17 protein-coding genes are annotated in these 16,139 nt (G+C 32.8%); 6 read left to right on the top strand and 11 right to left on the bottom strand.

The annotated features are described in order from the left end of the window. Positions 1–14 precede the first annotated feature (14 nt). Complete coding sequence (locus FYJ33_RS11050) at positions 15–494, bottom strand: type 2 periplasmic-binding domain-containing protein (protein WP_206046677.1); 480 nt, start codon at positions 492–494, stop codon at positions 15–17. Positions 495–864: 370 nt separating this feature from the next. Further along, positions 865–1,902, bottom strand: a complete 1,038-nt coding sequence (locus tag FYJ33_RS11045; RefSeq protein WP_206046676.1) for a tetratricopeptide repeat protein — start codon at positions 1,900–1,902, stop codon at positions 865–867. Positions 1,903–2,094: 192 nt separating this feature from the next. Between FYJ33_RS11045 and FYJ33_RS11040 the strand changes: the two genes are divergently transcribed. Then, positions 2,095–2,817, top strand: coding sequence for a TraX family protein (locus FYJ33_RS11040; protein WP_154531796.1), 723 nt, complete (start codon positions 2,095–2,097; stop codon positions 2,815–2,817). Between the two features lie 199 nt (positions 2,818–3,016). Here the strand turns inward: FYJ33_RS11040 and FYJ33_RS11035 are convergent, their stop codons facing one another. After that, a complete protein-coding gene (locus FYJ33_RS11035) occupies positions 3,017–3,235 on the bottom strand; it encodes a hypothetical protein (RefSeq protein ID WP_154531795.1) in 219 nt (72 codons plus the stop codon). A 259-nt stretch (positions 3,236–3,494) separates the two neighbouring features. Between FYJ33_RS11035 and FYJ33_RS11030 the strand changes: the two genes are divergently transcribed. Then, positions 3,495–3,665, top strand: coding sequence for a hypothetical protein (locus FYJ33_RS11030; RefSeq protein ID WP_154531794.1), 171 nt, complete (start codon positions 3,495–3,497; stop codon positions 3,663–3,665). Between the two features lie 41 nt (positions 3,666–3,706). After that, positions 3,707–4,087, top strand: coding sequence for a hypothetical protein (locus FYJ33_RS11025; RefSeq protein WP_154531793.1), 381 nt, complete (start codon positions 3,707–3,709; stop codon positions 4,085–4,087). On the opposite strand, the gene FYJ33_RS11020 is transcribed toward FYJ33_RS11025, so the two are convergent. Beyond that, the gene (locus FYJ33_RS11020) at positions 4,071–5,792 is read right to left on the bottom strand and encodes a methyl-accepting chemotaxis protein (protein WP_154531792.1); all 1,722 of its coding nucleotides are present in this window, start codon (positions 5,790–5,792) and stop codon (positions 4,071–4,073) included. The genes FYJ33_RS11025 and FYJ33_RS11020 overlap by 17 nt on opposite strands. Before the next feature lie 424 nt (positions 5,793–6,216). Here FYJ33_RS11020 and FYJ33_RS11015 point away from each other — a divergent pair, with 424 nt between their 5' ends. Then, entirely contained in the window at positions 6,217–6,852 is a 636-nt protein-coding gene (locus tag FYJ33_RS11015; RefSeq protein WP_206046675.1) for a hypothetical protein, read from the top strand. A 63-nt stretch (positions 6,853–6,915) separates the two neighbouring features. Here FYJ33_RS11015 and argF read toward each other — a convergent pair whose 3' ends face one another. Genes argF through FYJ33_RS10980 form a run of 7 tightly spaced genes read right to left on the bottom strand, consistent with a single transcriptional unit; the run spans position 6,916 to position 14,772 of the window. Further along, entirely contained in the window at positions 6,916–7,836 is a 921-nt protein-coding gene (gene argF / locus FYJ33_RS11010; protein ID WP_154531791.1) for an ornithine carbamoyltransferase, read from the bottom strand. Positions 7,837–7,846: 10 nt separating this feature from the next. Then, positions 7,847–8,998: an aspartate aminotransferase family protein gene (locus FYJ33_RS11005; RefSeq protein ID WP_154531790.1), complete on the bottom strand. Its 1,152-nt coding sequence runs from the start codon at positions 8,996–8,998 to the stop codon at positions 7,847–7,849. Positions 8,999–9,010: 12 nt separating this feature from the next. Continuing rightward, on the bottom strand, positions 9,011–9,871 hold the full coding sequence (gene argB, locus FYJ33_RS11000) for an acetylglutamate kinase (protein WP_154531789.1): 861 nt from the start codon (positions 9,869–9,871) through the stop codon (positions 9,011–9,013). Between the two features lie 21 nt (positions 9,872–9,892). Next, a complete protein-coding gene (gene argJ / locus FYJ33_RS10995) occupies positions 9,893–11,107 on the bottom strand; it encodes a bifunctional glutamate N-acetyltransferase/amino-acid acetyltransferase ArgJ (protein WP_154531788.1) in 1,215 nt (404 codons plus the stop codon). A gap of 12 nt (positions 11,108–11,119) precedes the next feature. Next, positions 11,120–12,154, bottom strand: a complete 1,035-nt coding sequence (argC, locus tag FYJ33_RS10990; protein WP_154531787.1) for an N-acetyl-gamma-glutamyl-phosphate reductase — start codon at positions 12,152–12,154, stop codon at positions 11,120–11,122. 4 nt (positions 12,155–12,158) lie between these two features. After that, positions 12,159–13,547 carry an argininosuccinate lyase gene (gene argH / locus FYJ33_RS10985; RefSeq protein WP_154531786.1) on the bottom strand — a complete coding sequence of 463 codons (1,389 nt, stop codon included), beginning with the start codon at positions 13,545–13,547 and terminating at the stop codon, positions 12,159–12,161. 1 nt (position 13,548) lies between these two features. After that, positions 13,549–14,772, bottom strand: coding sequence for an argininosuccinate synthase (locus FYJ33_RS10980; protein WP_154531785.1), 1,224 nt, complete (start codon positions 14,770–14,772; stop codon positions 13,549–13,551). Between the two features lie 298 nt (positions 14,773–15,070). Between FYJ33_RS10980 and FYJ33_RS10975 the strand changes: the two genes are divergently transcribed. After that, positions 15,071–15,748, top strand: a complete 678-nt coding sequence (locus FYJ33_RS10975) for a CPBP family intramembrane glutamic endopeptidase (protein ID WP_206046674.1) — start codon at positions 15,071–15,073, stop codon at positions 15,746–15,748. Positions 15,749–15,787: 39 nt separating this feature from the next. Further along, complete coding sequence (locus FYJ33_RS10970) at positions 15,788–16,129, top strand: hypothetical protein (RefSeq protein ID WP_154531783.1); 342 nt, start codon at positions 15,788–15,790, stop codon at positions 16,127–16,129. Positions 16,130–16,139 lie beyond the last annotated feature (10 nt).

Genomic DNA, 16,139 nt, shown 5'->3' with positions numbered 1-16,139 from the left:
TAATATTTTAGAATTCATAAAAGCAGCAGTATCTCTTTTTTTGTATTATCCAAATTATCGGTAGATTCAACTTTTATCTTATGTGTTCCAACAGTATTTATTGTTACTGTTTGTTCATGCTCACTTGTATCTTCCTCTGTAGTTATATACTGATTAACAGAATAATCTAAAGGCATTAATACCTGCTTTCCTTCATACATCCCTGCTTTAATCACCTTCATATTGTAATCATCTTTATTAAAATCCTTATCCTTTGCAATCAGCGGCTTTAAATCAATAAGCATTCTTGATTTTTCAAGTTTTCTGGCACTCATAGAATCAATCATCAGAATATCAGGTCCATCGCTTGATAAAGTATCTGTAAGAAGTCGCTTAACATATTCTTCTATGCCATCACCGCTATTCATATCAAAAATCACCTTTTCGATTTTCTTGCCTGGATATCTTTTAAATATCACCAGAATAATCAATATTGCAATTCTCTTTTTTCTCATATAGTCACCTCACATAAACTTCATGAGTAAAGAATAACAAAAGCAACATTAATTTAACGTTAAGGGGAGGGGGGATAAAGACATATTCCGAAGCCTCCGTCGTTCCCTGCGGTCTCTCCAAGTCGTTTCTTCATATGTCTTTATCCCCTTGATTACGAAAGGATGAAAGTGCACTTTTAATTTTTTTTATTATTATTTATCATTTTTATTTTAATTTTTTTATATTTTGAATCTTCTTTATATGTGCACTTTCTACAAATATAAATATTCCGATTCTCCGTCGCTCTCTGCGATCGCTCTAAGTAGACTTTTCATAGTTCTCTAAATTCCTACATTATAAAGTTCACTTTTTATAATTCAAAATAATGATCTATTTCCCTTCAATAAGAATCTTATCTTCATCAATATTGTACTTTTCAATTATCTCTTTATAGATTTCTTTATCTATATAATTAGCCTGTCCTATTAATTCAAGGCCCTCTTTACATCGAAGTCCCACTATACAGTTGCAAAAAAGAATATTTTTATCTTCAAAACTTCCGTAATTAATGCCACTCTTAACACCAGCCCATAAATTATCACTTTCAACCTGTTCTTCAGTAAGTATTCTGCCATCATTCATTTTGTAATAACCTGTATTCTTTAAATCCTTAAGCTTTATAATAACTCTAGTTTTATTTTTACAATTGTTTAAATCATCATAATTCTTTATTTTTTTTCTGCCTATTATTCTCTTGAGAGTTATTGAATAAATCCAATAAAATACACCAAACACTAAAAGCATCATTACAAACAAAAAATATTTTACAGCTTTTGGAATACGATTAGTTATCTTCTTAATCTTATTCTTCCTTTCATATTTTTTGCGTTCTTTTGTAATAGGAATAACCTTAATGCTAAACTTCTTTTTTGTTTTTCCATTAAGATGTTTATCAATATTCTTTAAAGTTTTACTACATTGATAACAATACTTTGTAAATGATTTAAGGAAATATTTTTTAGCTTGTACCATATCGCCCATATCGTAATAACATAATGCCCTTGAATAATAAATGTCATTAAAATCTTCATTGTGCAAATTCATTGCTCTATCTAAGCACTTTAGACATTCTTCATATTCGCCACGCCTTCCATAAATACCGCTCATCGAAATAAATATCTTGGCCTCTCTATTATTAATAGCCTCAGCTTTTTTAAGGTATTTCATTGCTTCATCATCCTGACCTGCTCTTATATAATACCAGGCAAATAACCAATACAGTTCAGAATCCTCATCACACATTTCCTCTGCTTCCTTTAAATATTCCTCCACACCGATACATTCAGGTGTCTGAAGCAATGATTTTATTTTATCTTTAAGAGCATCATATCTCTCTTCTTCTTGTCTTAATATTTCAATACCATTCATGTAATTTAACTCCCATCGCTCCAAATTATTTAATATCATAATTAAATTTCACAATAAACATCATTATAACAATTTATACAAAGTAATAACACTTAATATTATAAATAATTTTATTACAATTTTCTTACATTTCGTACTATAATATATAATATATATTATACACTTTATGACAATTTTAAGGGGGGGATTAATTTGAAAAAGTGTCTTAATAGAAATACTTTAAAATATATTGCAATTATTGCAATGCTTCTTGATCATATCGCAATGTTACTTTTCACCAAGAACAGCAATATTGCTTTATACAGTACTTTCAGATTTATTGGCAGACTAACAGCGCCTATTATGTGTTACTTCATTGCTGAAGGATTTTACTATACTCATTCAAGGAAAAAATATGGAGAAAGACTTGCTTTGTTTGCAGTAATTTCACAGTTTGCTTATACCTTTGCTCACCACAAAACTATATTAACTTCTAATTTATTTACTGATTTGAATGTTATTTATACATTATTTATTGGCTTTTTAGTTTTGGTGTGCTATGAGAAGATATCAAATCCTATATTAAAATGGACAAGCACCGTATTACTAATAATGCTTTCTGGAATGGGTGACTGGGGAATAATTGCTCCTGTATTTATCCTTGTATTCTATGCTTTTAGAGATAATATACAAGCTAAATTAATCTGTTTCACGCTTGCTTCTGGATTTGAAGTATTATCAAACATAATATTCATGATTTCAAAACACAGACCATGGTATGGCGAGATATGGCAGGCAGGAATATTCTTAATAATTCCACTTTTATTAATGTATAATGGCAAGAAAGGCAAAAGTAGTGCATTTAACAAGTGGTTCTTCTATATATTCTATCCATTACACTTATTGGTTTTGGGTTTAATCGAAATATACGTTTAATCATTTTGATGAAGTACGTAATAAATGTATTATTTACAATATGAAAAAAGCCTGTGGCAAAAGGTCTGAAAAACGATTTGATACAGGTTTAATTTTTCACTGAATTTCTATTATCTCATAATAAAAAAGGTTGAAAGACATATGTAGAAACGACTTAAGCACAATAACTTAGACTACAGAATATGTCTTTCAAACATTATTACTTTCCACAAATACTACAAAGTACTGTTATAACACCAATAATTATTAGTATAGGAATAGCAAATGTAATCAAGCCTCCTAATGCCATAACAACAATAACAGCAGGCAGCAATATGAATGTTAAAAGTATTTTTGCAATTCCCCAAGTCGCTCTAAACGCAAGAAATAGCAACTTACCAAATACAAGCAACATTAGAATAATAAATAGTAGTATCATCACACCATCTCCCTTATTAATACAAGCACATTTCAATATATATTATAAACCAGGCTATTCCTACAACTACTGATGAAACATAAATTGCACCCAATCCTCTTTGTAATTTTCCCTTAATGTAATTTTATACATAAAATCCACCCTTAGCAAGAACATTATAGGTGAATTGTGTATAATTCCATTTGATTTGCCATCAATTTAGTGCTATAACATACCTTATATATGTAATTTATTTTTTATATATTGGGGGTAATTCTATATGAAAAAGAAAATAGTTATCATACTTTTGGCAACTGTTATAACTGCAGGGGCAGCTGGTATAGCAGCAGCTAAATATAAATCTTATAGTACTGAAAAAGCTAAAGATACTGAATTCAGTTCAGTTTTATCAGAAGTCAACAAATCAAGGTCTGCCATAAGAAGAAATTGATAAAAGCAATAAAATAAGCAACTATATGTACCATTCATTAAATGATAAAGGTCAGCTTATTTACAAGCTTTGTTTCTGATTCAGAAAAAGATGCTGACCAGCCAGCTTTTATAAATAGTGCATTAAACATGAAGAAAGCTCCAGTTTCAATCATCGATTTAAGAGGAAACTATGGCGGTTCATCTAATACAGGAATACAGTGGATTAAGAATTATATCGGCGAATCAAACCTTTCTGATTATTCATTTGAAAGGGAGGGTAATTTACTTCTTGTAAGTACTCCTGTTCAAAAAATCTTTAATGATGTAGGAATAACTGATTTTTCTAAAAAAACGCAGTCATCATTTCTTGTATTCAGCAAAGGCCAAAAAGCACCATTCCTCGCGAAATGGTGCTTAATTAAAATTATTGTTCTACTTTAAACTTACTTACTAATTCATTTAATCCTTCAGATAAATCAGCCTGACCTTGTGATGTTTCTAAAACTTCTTCTGATACTGCATTGATTTCTTTAACTACATTACCTGCAACTCCAACTTTTTCCGAAGATTTTTGTTCATTAAGTGCCACATTTTGAATTGCTTCACTAATCTGATCTATAGTTGCTGAGAATTCTTCAAGTGTTGAAGCAAGATCCTCTGATAACTCGTTAATGTAATCTGCATCTTTATAATAACGGTCTCCACCTTCTACAAAGCCATTAAATTCTGGTATTACTTTCTCATTCATAAACTCTAAAATATCATTACTTCCTGAAGATAAGTTTTCAAAAGCCACATCAATTTTTTGTATATTTTCATTAATATCATTTACAGCTTCTTTTGATTGTTCTGCAAGCTTTCTTACTTCATCTGCAACAACAGCAAAGCCTTTACCATTTTCTCCTGCTCTTGCTGCTTCAATAGCTGCATTTAATGCAAGAAGATTTGTCTGATCAGATATACTTGCAATAGTTTCAGCCATATCCTTTATTTTGCTAACTATCTTGCCTTCTTCGATGGCATTAAGTATCGCTTCTCTCTTTTCCTTGTATAAATCTTGAGTAGTAACTGCTGCAGCCTGTCCTTTTTCCTGAACATTTTCTGCATTTTCTTTTGCTTTACCTGCTACATCTCTTGCTAATGAAGCTTTCTGAGCAAGTTCACTTACTGCTGAGTTTATCTCTTCAACAGAAGCACTTATCTCTTCTGAAGCAGCACTGTTTTCTTCTATAGTAACCTCCATAGTCTTACATGCAGTATTCATCTCCTGCATCTTTGACATAAGTTCTTCAGAATTTATAGATAACTTATCACTATCAGATTTTAGTTGATTTGAACTATTTGTTATATTCTTTAATAATTCAACTATATTGCTTTGTGCTTCATTTAGTGATACTGCTGTTTCTCCAAATTCATCTTCACTTACTACTTCTATACTTTCTGAAAAATCAAATTGAGAAATTCTTTCAGAGAATGCTTTAACCTTTTTCAATTGACCTATTATGCTCACTATTAATATATATGAGAATACTATACTTACTACAATTACAATTAAACCAAATATGCTTATACTTCCAATAGCACTTTCATACTCTTTCTGGCTATTATCATAATTAACTTTAGCAATATTCTGATTATATTTTATTGTTTCATCAAGTAAATCATTTATTACCGCTCTGTAACCATCAAATATGTCAAACTGCTCTTTTGTTAGATTTTCATCGCCACTCTTAGCAGCTTCAAAAAATTTATCTTTTGATTGTTTGTATTTATTAAAATTTTCTACATACTGTGAAAATATTTTTTTATCCTTATCATCATTAACTAGTTTCTCATATGTTTTTGTAAGATTAGTACTTTCATCAATTAACATATTCATATCTGAAATTGTCTTATCAACAACATCCTTGTTAGCAGGATTAATTAAAATAAGTGATCCTGAAGTTAAATCAGCCATATTATTTCTAATATCCTGTATCGTAGTTAATTTCACAAGACTTTTTGAATATATTGCATCTAAATTTTTATCAATCCCTTTTATTTTGCTATAACTTATTATACCATCAAATAATACAAGCGAAATTATACTTCCAAAACAGAATATAAGCTTATAAATTACCTTTAAGTTTCTGCACTTTTGTTTCAATTTTCTTTCCTCCTAATATATAACTTGTACAAAATATACTATTATTGCCACCAATTCAACTTTATGCTTTTTTACACAATGTGACATTTTTCTTGTTCCTTTAATTATATCGTTAAATTTTTATAACTCTTTATTGTTTTTTTATTTTTTCAAAAAAATATTATAGTATGACTAAAAAACAATTATTAAATCATCTTTATCTACAAAAAAATAAGAGCAGAGATTGTAAAACCTCTGCTCTCTTATTAATTTAGCTTCCTTGCTTTAATCGTTAGTGTAAAGTTTCTTCACACTTTTTACTTTAAAATCTATTTATTAATCAAGGTTTCGGAAGTTTTTTTGCAAAAAAACAACGACCCCCTAATTTCATGTTACAATTGAATCTCCTAGAATACAAAAATAAACACGAAAGGATGTCGTTATTGTGGATTCAATTATAACTTATTTACTAATATATAATCAATATCTAATTAAAATTATTTATCAACTTATAGGACTTATTGCTCAGCATATTCCGCTTAAGCAAATGCAATTTGATGATTCAAACAGTCCTAAATATCAAAAGTTTAAAGTAGATAAACTGCCTATAATCAAACGTTTTGAGCAGGTTGATTACAAACTGCTTTTAGCGTATTACAAGCATAAATATAATAAAATTATCAAGCCCGTCCAAAGACGTAACGGTAAAACTATTCCAGACAAAATTATCTGCCCTAAATGTGGTGCCACTCATGAATACATCTATGATAACAATGGTAGTAAAGGCCAGTATCAATGCAAAGTTTGTGGTACTGCATTTCAAGAGTCTAATTTTGTTACTAAGCCTTTAGTTTTTAAATGTCCATACTGTGGCTCGACGCTTACGGAACGTAAGGAACGAAAACATTTTAAAGTACATAAATGCACAAATAATAAGTGTTCATACTATCTTGCTAATTTAATTAAAAACTTCCCAAACAAAACTCTTAAGTTCATTGCTGATGGTTACAGTGCATATCCACTTGCAAAACAGCAATTATTATTTGCCTATAACCTTGACCTGTTCTTTTTGCAATACTAAATTTGAAAGAGTCATATTAGTCTTGTTTTCTCGAATGAAAAATGCTCTTCCTGATTTGTTATACTATTTCATTAACTTAACAAGCACAGCCTTTTGTGCGTGCAGTCTGTTTTCTGCTTCATCAAAGACTTCGTTCTGATGAGCTTCAATTACTTCATTTGTTATTTCTTCTCCTCTATGTGCTGGCAGACAGTGAAGTACTATGGCATCACTATGAGCCTTACCCATAAGTTCATCATTTATCTGGAAGCCTTTGAATGCTTTCTTTCTGATTTCTGCTTCGCCTTCCTGTCCCATGCTTGCCCAAACATCAGTGATTAAAACATCAGCATCCATTGCTGCTTCTTTAGGAGAATCAGTAATAACAAATTTAGTGCCTTCCTTTTCTGCAAGCTCCTTTGCCCTTAAGATATACTCCTGCTTTGGAGTGTAGTCAGGTGGACATGCTATTGAAAAGTTCATTCCTGTTTTTAAAGTTCCTATCATTAATGACTGAGCCATATTATTACCGTCACCAATGTAGGCAACCTTCAGTCCTTCAATAGTATTTTTGTATTCCCTGATAGTCATAAGGTCTGCAAGCACCTGGCATGGATGCTCATCATCAGTAAGACCGTTAATTATAGGAATTGATGAATATTTAGCAAGAGTTTCAACCTCCTTCTGCTTAAAAGTCCTTATCATAATACCGTTAAGAAATCTCGAAAGAACTCTTGCAGTATCCTGGACAGGTTCCCCACGTCCTATCTGCAGATCCCTGCTGCTTAGAAACAAGCCGTTGCCTCCAAGCTGGTACATACCTACTTCAAAAGATACTCTTGTTCTTGTAGAGCTTTTTTCAAAAATCATGCCAAGTGTCTTACCTTTTAAATGAGCATGTGCAATATCATGCTTAAGCTCATATTTAAGCTGATCAGCTAGATTCAATATATCTAAAATTTCTTCTTTAGAAAGGTCATCCATTTTCAATAAATCTTTTTTCATATAATCCTCCTTAACTAAGTAAGCTGATTAAAATATCTGCTCCTTTTTCTGCTTCTTCTTCACTTAATACTATTGGTGGAAGAAGTCGTACCACATTACTTCCTGCAGTTAAGACCACAAGTCCTTTCTTTAGGGCCGCTTTCTGAATTTCTGCAGCCTTTTGCTTAACTTCGATACCAATCATCAATCCTCTGCCACGCACCTCTACCACCTTAGGCAAATTAGCCTTCTTAATCTTATTCATAATTAATTCACCAAGGTCACAAACTCTCTTATAAGTTTTCTCATTACAAATCTCATCAAGCACCACAAGTGCACCAGCACATGATACTGGATTTCCTCCAAATGTACTGCCATGATCACCTGGAACAAAAACATCTGAAACGCTCTTATTGCATAATACTGCTCCAATAGGCAGACCGCCTCCAAGACCTTTAGCAGAAGTTATGATATCAGGCTCAACATCGAAATATTCATAAGCAAAAAGCTTACCACTTCTTGCAATACCACTCTGCACTTCGTCAAAAATAAGCAGGATATCTTTCTCCTTACATATCTTTGAGACTTCCTGTACAAATTCCTTATCAATCAAATGTATGCCACTTTCACCCTGAATTGGCTCCATGATTACTGCACAGACATTGTTACTTACTTTTTCCTTAAAATCATCAATATTGTTAGCTTCAACATAAGCAAAACCTTCAGGAAATGGATAAAAATATTGATGAAATCTTTCTTGGCCTGTAGCTGTAAGAGTTGTAAGTGTCCTGCCATGAAAAGACTGCCTTAAGGATAGAATCACGTTTCTTCCCATACCATACTTTTGAAAGCTATATTTTCTGGCAATCTTAAAGGCACATTCATTTGCTTCAGCACCAGAGTTAGCGAAAAAAACCTTGTCCATATGTGCTACTTCTGTAAGCTTGTTAGAAAGCTTAGCAGTGACATTATTAAGAAAAATATTTGATGAATGCTGCAGAGTCTTAAGCTGATTTGTTACTGCTAAAGTCCACTTTGAATGGTTATATCCTAAAGAATTTACACCAATGCCGCTGGCAAAATCTAAGTATTTATTGTTATCAGTATCAAAAAGATAAACACCTTCACCTCTTAAAATAACAGGAGGAAGATATCCATACGTATTAAGTAAAGAATTTTCCATATTAATCATCTCCTAATAAATCATAGTGCCAATACCTTCATCTGAAAGAATCTCAAGTAGCATTGAATGAGGAATCCTGCCGTCTATTACATATGAACGTTCAACTCCCATACGCACAGCTTCAACGCAACAGTCTATTTTAGGAATCATTCCGCCCTTAATTACATTTTCAGAAAGAAGCTTTGGTATTTCATGCAGTCTAAGTGTAGAAATTAAAGAAGAAGCATCACCTGGAGTTTTAAGCACACCAGGTACATCAGTTAAAAGAATAAGCTTTTCTGCTTTAAGAGCAGCTGCAATTTTAGAAGCGCAGTTATCTGCATTTATGTTATAAAGGCAGTCATTATCTTCACCTAATGCAATGCTGCCAACTACAGGAATGTAATCAGAATCAAGCACTGTCTTTAAGATATCAGTATTTACTGAAGTTATATCACCTACAAAGCCAAGATCAACGTTATCAGAATTAACATGTTTTTTAGCTTTTAAAAGCGAACCATCCATACCACATAAACCAACAGCTTTTCCGCCTGCCTTCTCAATCATAGAAACAAGATTCTTATTAACCTTTCCTCCAAGAACCATCTGCACAATTTTAATAGCATTCTCATCTGTTACCCTCAGCCCATTAATAAAGGTAGTTTCTTCACCGATTTTTTTCATAAACTCAGTAATATCAGGGCCTCCCCCATGGACAACAACAGGCTTCATGCCAACGCATTTCATCATCACAATATCACTGATAACAGTTTCCTGCAGTTCTTTGCTGACCATAGCATTACCGCCATATTTGACAACAATTATTTTATTATTATAGCGCTGTATATAAGGAAGAGACTGCACAAGAATATCAGCGCGTTCACTTAATTCCATATTTTTAATCCCCCTTATACACTAACTTCTGTATTCTCCATTAATTTTTACATAATCATAACTTAGATCGCAGCCCCAGGCAGATGCAGAGTTCTCGCCATTATTCATATTGACATTTATTATGACTTCATCTTCATCTAAAATCTCATAAGCCTTTTTCTCATCAAAAGCAATACTTTTGCCTTTTTCACATACTACTATCTCACCACATTTTCCGATAAATGAAATATCAACAATATCTGGATCAAAATTAACACCTGCATATCCAAGTGCACACATAATTCTGCCCCAGTTTGCATCACAGCCAAACATAGCAGTTTTAACTAGTGAAGATTTGATAACACTTTTGGCTAATATAAGAGCATTTTCTTCTGAGTCAGCTCCAGTAACATCACACTGCAGAAGTTTTGTTGCTCCTTCACCATCTTTAGCCATCTTTTTTGCAAGAGTTACATTCACATAATTTAAGACATCAAGAAATGTATAATATGAGTCATCTTTTTCTGTAATAGTTTTATTTCCAGCTTTGCCGTTTGCTAAGATAAAATAAGAATCATTGGTGCTTGTATCACCATCAATACTTATCCTGTTGTAGCTAGCATCAGCTGAAGATTTTACAGCCTCCTTTAAAAGATCTTTTGAAATAGCTACATCAGTAGTTATAAAAGAAAGCATGGTGCACATATTAGGTTCAATCATTCCTGATCCTTTGCACATACCGCCAATAGTAACTTTAGTGCCACAGATATCAACTTCCACTGCCATTTCCTTTGGAACTGTATCAGTTGTCATGATGCCAGAAACTGCATCTGTATGTCCTTCTTTAGATAATGAAGAGACAATCTCCTTCATATGTTCTTTAACTGGCTCTAAATTAAGAGGCTGTCCAATAACTCCTGTTGAAGCAACTAGCACATCATCTTCATTTATTTTAAGAGCATCAGCCACAAACCCAGTCATCATGCTAGCTTTTTCTACGCCATCACTCTCACATGTATTGGCAATGCCACTGTTGACTATTATTGCTTGTGCAATATTGTTTTTTAGATGCTCCTTTGACACGATAATCGGTGCGCCTTTAACTACATTGCTTGTAAATACTGCAGCTGCTGTACATACATTTTCAGAATATACAAGTGATAAATCCTTTTTCTTTTTCTTTATTCCACAGTGAACACCTGCTGCTAAAAAGCCTTTTGCAGCAGTAACTCCACCTTCTATTTCTTTATAATCCAATATTAAGCCCCCTTAAAATGAAGGTGAGATGAAATTAAGTCCCTCATCTTCTTCAAATCCAAGTATTAAATTCATATTCTGTACTGCCTGACCAGCAGCACCCTTCACCATATTATCTATTGCGCTTACTATAATTAACTTGTCTTTTCTAAAATTCTGATGTAATGAGATATTGCAGTAATTAGAATAACGTACATTTTTAGTACATGCTGTTTCTGATAGGTCAAGTACATTTACAAAAGTCTCGTTCTTGTATGTACTACTATAGAGTTCGTGAATTTTTTCAAGATTTATTTCTTCTTTAGGTGTGCAGTATATTGTAGTTAAAATGCCTCTGTTTATCGGCAAAAGATGAGGCGTAAAGGTAACCTTCACCTTTTCTTTGCTCATAACTTTAAGTATCTCCTCAATTTCAGGAGTATGTCTGTGTGCTCCAACTTTGTATGGTGCAAAATTTTCATTAAGCTCAACAAAGTGGCTTGTCAAAGTAAGACTTCTTCCAGAGCCTGTAGCACCAGACTTTGAGTCACAGATTATATCATTAGTTTCGATTAATGAATTTTTCAGTAATGGCATAAGAGCCAGTTCAATAGATGTTGGATAACATCCTGGATTTGCAATTATCTTTGAAGATTTTATTTTTTCCCTGTTAAGTTCAGGCAGACCATAACAGCTAAACTCATGAAGCTCTGGATGTTTAAAGCTTTTGCCATACCAGAATTTATATTCCTCTTCATCGCTGAGCCTGAAATCTGCCCCCATATCAATTAATATTTTTCCTGCTTTATAGCATTTATAAGCAATGTCTTCACTCAGTCCATGAGGAAGTGCTGTGAAAATAACATCTGACTTCTCAATAACATCATCACTATTTTCGCAGATAAGATCAGTAATACCATTAAAGCTTTTATAAACAGAAGCAATCTTCTGATCCTTAAAGGATACTGAACTAAGAGCAGATACATTTACTTTCTTATGATTAAGCAGGATTCTTAAAAGCTCGCAGCCTACATAGCCAGTAGCACCTACGATACCTACATTTATCATCCTTCTATGCCCCCTTCTTATTTTCTTCAATGAATTTTTTAAGTTCATTAAGTTCATTAGATACAGAATCAGGGGAAGGGCCTCCAATAACCTTTCTTTCCTTAACACATGTTACAAGATCAATGGCTTCATATATATCTTCTGCAAAAAGATTTGAAAAAGTCTTGAAGGTATCAAGTGACATATCTTCTATATACATATCATGGTCGATGCAGTAAAGAACGATTTTTCCTGAAATTTCATGGGCATTTCTAAAGCTTTCGCCCTTTTTTACAAGGTAATCAGCCACATCAGTAGCATTTGTAAAGCCACCTTTCGCACCCTTTTTCATGTTATCACTGTTGACTTTCATAGTCTTAATCATGCCGCTGAATGTCTTTAATGCGAGATTTACTGTATCAAGTGCATCAAAAATGCATTCCTTATCTTCTTGCATATCCTTATTATAAGCAAGAGGAATTCCCTTCATGACAGTTAATATAGTAGTAAGATCTCCATAAACTCTGCCAGTCTTTCCTCTTATTAGTTCTGCAACGTCTGGATTCTTTTTCTGTGGCATAATTGAGCTGCCTGTGCTGTATTCGTCAGAAAGTTCTACAAAATTAAATTCATTAGTACACCACAAAATTATTTCCTCGGAAAACCTCGAAAGATGCATCATAATCATGGATATTGCAGAAAGAGTTTCAATAACATAATCCCTGTCTGAAACTGAATCAAGACTGTTAAGAGTTATTTTTGAAAAGCCAAGTTCTTTAGCAACGAACTCCCTGTCAATAGGATAAGTTGATGTGGCTAGTGCACCAGCACCTAGTGGCATTTCATCTGTCCTTTTGTAGGAATCCTTAAGCCTGCCAATATCACGTTTGAACATTTCAGCATAAGCAAGAAGATGATGAGATAGAGTTATTGGCTGGGCTTTCTGCATATGCGTATAGCCTGGCATTATTGTCTTGATATTTTCTGCTGCTTTGTCATATAAGACTGTCTCAAGCTCCAGGATGTTTTGGATAAGCTCCTGAATTGCTGTTTTAAGATACATTCTTAGATCTAAAGTAACCTGATCATTTCTGCTTCTTCCTGTATGAAGTTTTTTACCTTCTTCGCCAATATAATAAGTTAATATTCCTTCAGTAAAGCTATGAATATCTTCAGCTGTCTCATCTATTTCAATAGCCCCGTTTTCAATTCTCACTAATATCTCGCTTAAGCCTTCTGCAATTTTTTCTGCAGACTCCTTGGGAATAATACCCTGCTTTCCAAGCATTTTTACATGGGCAAGACTGCCTGTTATATCTTCCTTATACATTCTCTGATCAAATCTTATAGAAGAATTAAAGTCATTAACAAGTACATTTTCAGCCTCTTTAAATCTTCCCCCCCAAAGCTTCATATTATTTTCCCTCACCTTTTGTCTTGCTTTTCATCTTTGCATTAACTACAAGAGGAAGTCCAAATAAATTGATAAATCCAGCTGAATCTTTCTGATTATAAACTGCATCTTCACCAAATGTAGCATATTCCTCACTGTATAAAGAATAAGGAGATGTCATTCCAGCGTTTACTATGTTGCCTTTATATAATTTAAGTTTGATAGTTCCTGTAACATTTTCCTGAGTCTTATCAACAAAAGCAGATAATGCTTCTCTAAGTGGAGTGTACCACTGACCATTGTAGACAATGTCAGCAAACTTTAATGAAACCATTTCTTTATAATGAGCTGTTTCCTTGTCTAAACAAAGCTCTTCAAGATTTTTATGAGCCTGATATAGAATAGTTCCACCTGGAGTTTCATAGACTCCTCTTGACTTCATGCCCACAAGTCTGTTTTCAACCATATCAGTAATCCCAATGCCATTTTCTCCGCCGATCTTATTAAGTTTCTTTATAATCTCCACTCCAGATAACTTTTCCCCATTAAGTGAAACGGGAATTCCTTTTTCAAAATCAAGTGTGATGTAAGTAGGTGTATCAGGTGCATTTTCTATAGTTTTTGATAATTCAAGTATCTTATCATATTTAGGTTCATTGGCTGGATCTTCAAGATCAAGACCTTCATGGCTTAAATGCCAAAGATTCATATCCTTGCTGTAGTTAGTTTCCTTGTTTATCTTTATCTGAATATTATTCTTTTCTGCATATTCAATTTCATCTTCTCTAGATTTAATGTCCCATATTCTCCATGGAGCAATAATCTTCATATTTGGATCAAATGCTTTTACTGCAAGCTCAAATCTTACCTGATCATTACCCTTGCCAGTGCAGCCATGGCAGATAGCATCTGCTCCTTCCTTCTTTGCAATCTCTACAAGTCTTTTACCGATAATAGGTCTTGCAAAAGAAGTTCCAAGAAGATATTTTCCTTCATAGATAGCTCCAGCCTTTATTGTTGGAAAGATATAATCATTAACAAATTCGTCAGTTAAATCTTCAATATAAAGCTTAGAAGCACCAGTTTTAAGTGCTCTTTCCTCTAAACCTTCAAGCTCAGAATCCTGTCCAACATTACCGCAGACTGCAATGACTTCACAGCCATAATTCTCCTTAAGCCACTGAATGATTACTGATGTATCAAGTCCACCTGAATAAGCTAGTACAACCTTGTTATATTTATTCATATTTAAAAGCCCCCCAATTTATTTATTGTATGCATGACTCCAATTCCCCAATCAATTAAGAGCTCTGCGTATTGCTAATTCATTTTATACATTAATTATACACACATATGTATATTTATGCAATAGTTTGTGATAAATATTCACATTTTTATTGTCTTAGAGAATTTTTATGCATGAATAGTTTTAAAAAAGAGATAAAAGACACTTATCTTTTATCTCTTACATTTCCAAATAAATCAAAAGTATTATGGGCATTATTCTTACAGCATACTTTTATAAAGATGTGGGAATAACGGATTTGTTTAAACGAATTAATATCTATAAAAGTCACGGTATATACTGCATCATCGGCATGATTATTGTTGCTGTTTATGTTGTTTCCACCTTTTTCTTAACTCAGTCAATGGGCTTTAATGAGACATTCAAGGTAAATTTTTTTAATATCTTATCATGGTTCATAATGGTATTCACTATAGGTGGAGGTATCGGAGAGGAATTTGGATGGAGAGGTTTTCTGCTAGATAAAGTACTCAAGAGACAGAACATAGCATTCTCCGGTATATTTGTAGGTATTGTATGGTCACTATGGCACCTGCCTCTATTTTTCATACCTGGATCAAGCCAGTATGGCTGTCCTATTGCTATTCACATTATGAACGCAATAATTATATCAATGATCATAACATTCGTATTCAAAAAGACAAAAGGATGCATAACCTTTTCTATAATGCTTCATGCAACAAGTAATGCACTGTTTACATCACTAGCAAGCTCTTATTCATCCACATCTAAATACTACCAGTTTCTTAATGAAAATCAGATTAAGCTAGTAATAATTATGATTGCTATCATAGTCTTCATAGGTGTAGTAGAAACTCTCTTATTTAACAGACATAAAGATAAACTTAATATTCATACAGCATCTGAAAAAATTACAAGGTCCTTTTTTTATAATATATACTATAATATACATTAATTAAATAGAATCAATGATTACTTATATTTCTTTGAAAATGTGGCTCACACAGATAACAAAGAGTGGGACAGGTGCTACTGCTTAAATTACTGCAACGATGACCAGTCTAAAATCAAGGGCTATACTGAATTTGATGCAGATGACCGTAGAAAATATGCTAAAGAATCTAAAGAAATTCAAGTATCAAAAAAGAATGTTACTGCAGACTATTATGACACAATTACAAATAAAGAAGAATTTAAATTAACAGATACTGCAAAATATAAAACAGTAAATGTAAAAGACGTTGGAGACGGTATAAAATACTTCTTTACTGCTGATAATAATGACGAAATACAATTAATTAGTTTTAATAAAAAGGAAATCAAGACTAACATGTAAACACATGCCA

This window comes from Inconstantimicrobium porci, from assembly GCF_009696465.1.
Classification (GTDB): Bacteria; Bacillota; Clostridia; order Clostridiales; family Clostridiaceae; genus Inconstantimicrobium; species Inconstantimicrobium porci.
Note: the sequence above shows the minus strand (reverse complement) of the source record. Positions and strands in the feature narration are given on the sequence as shown.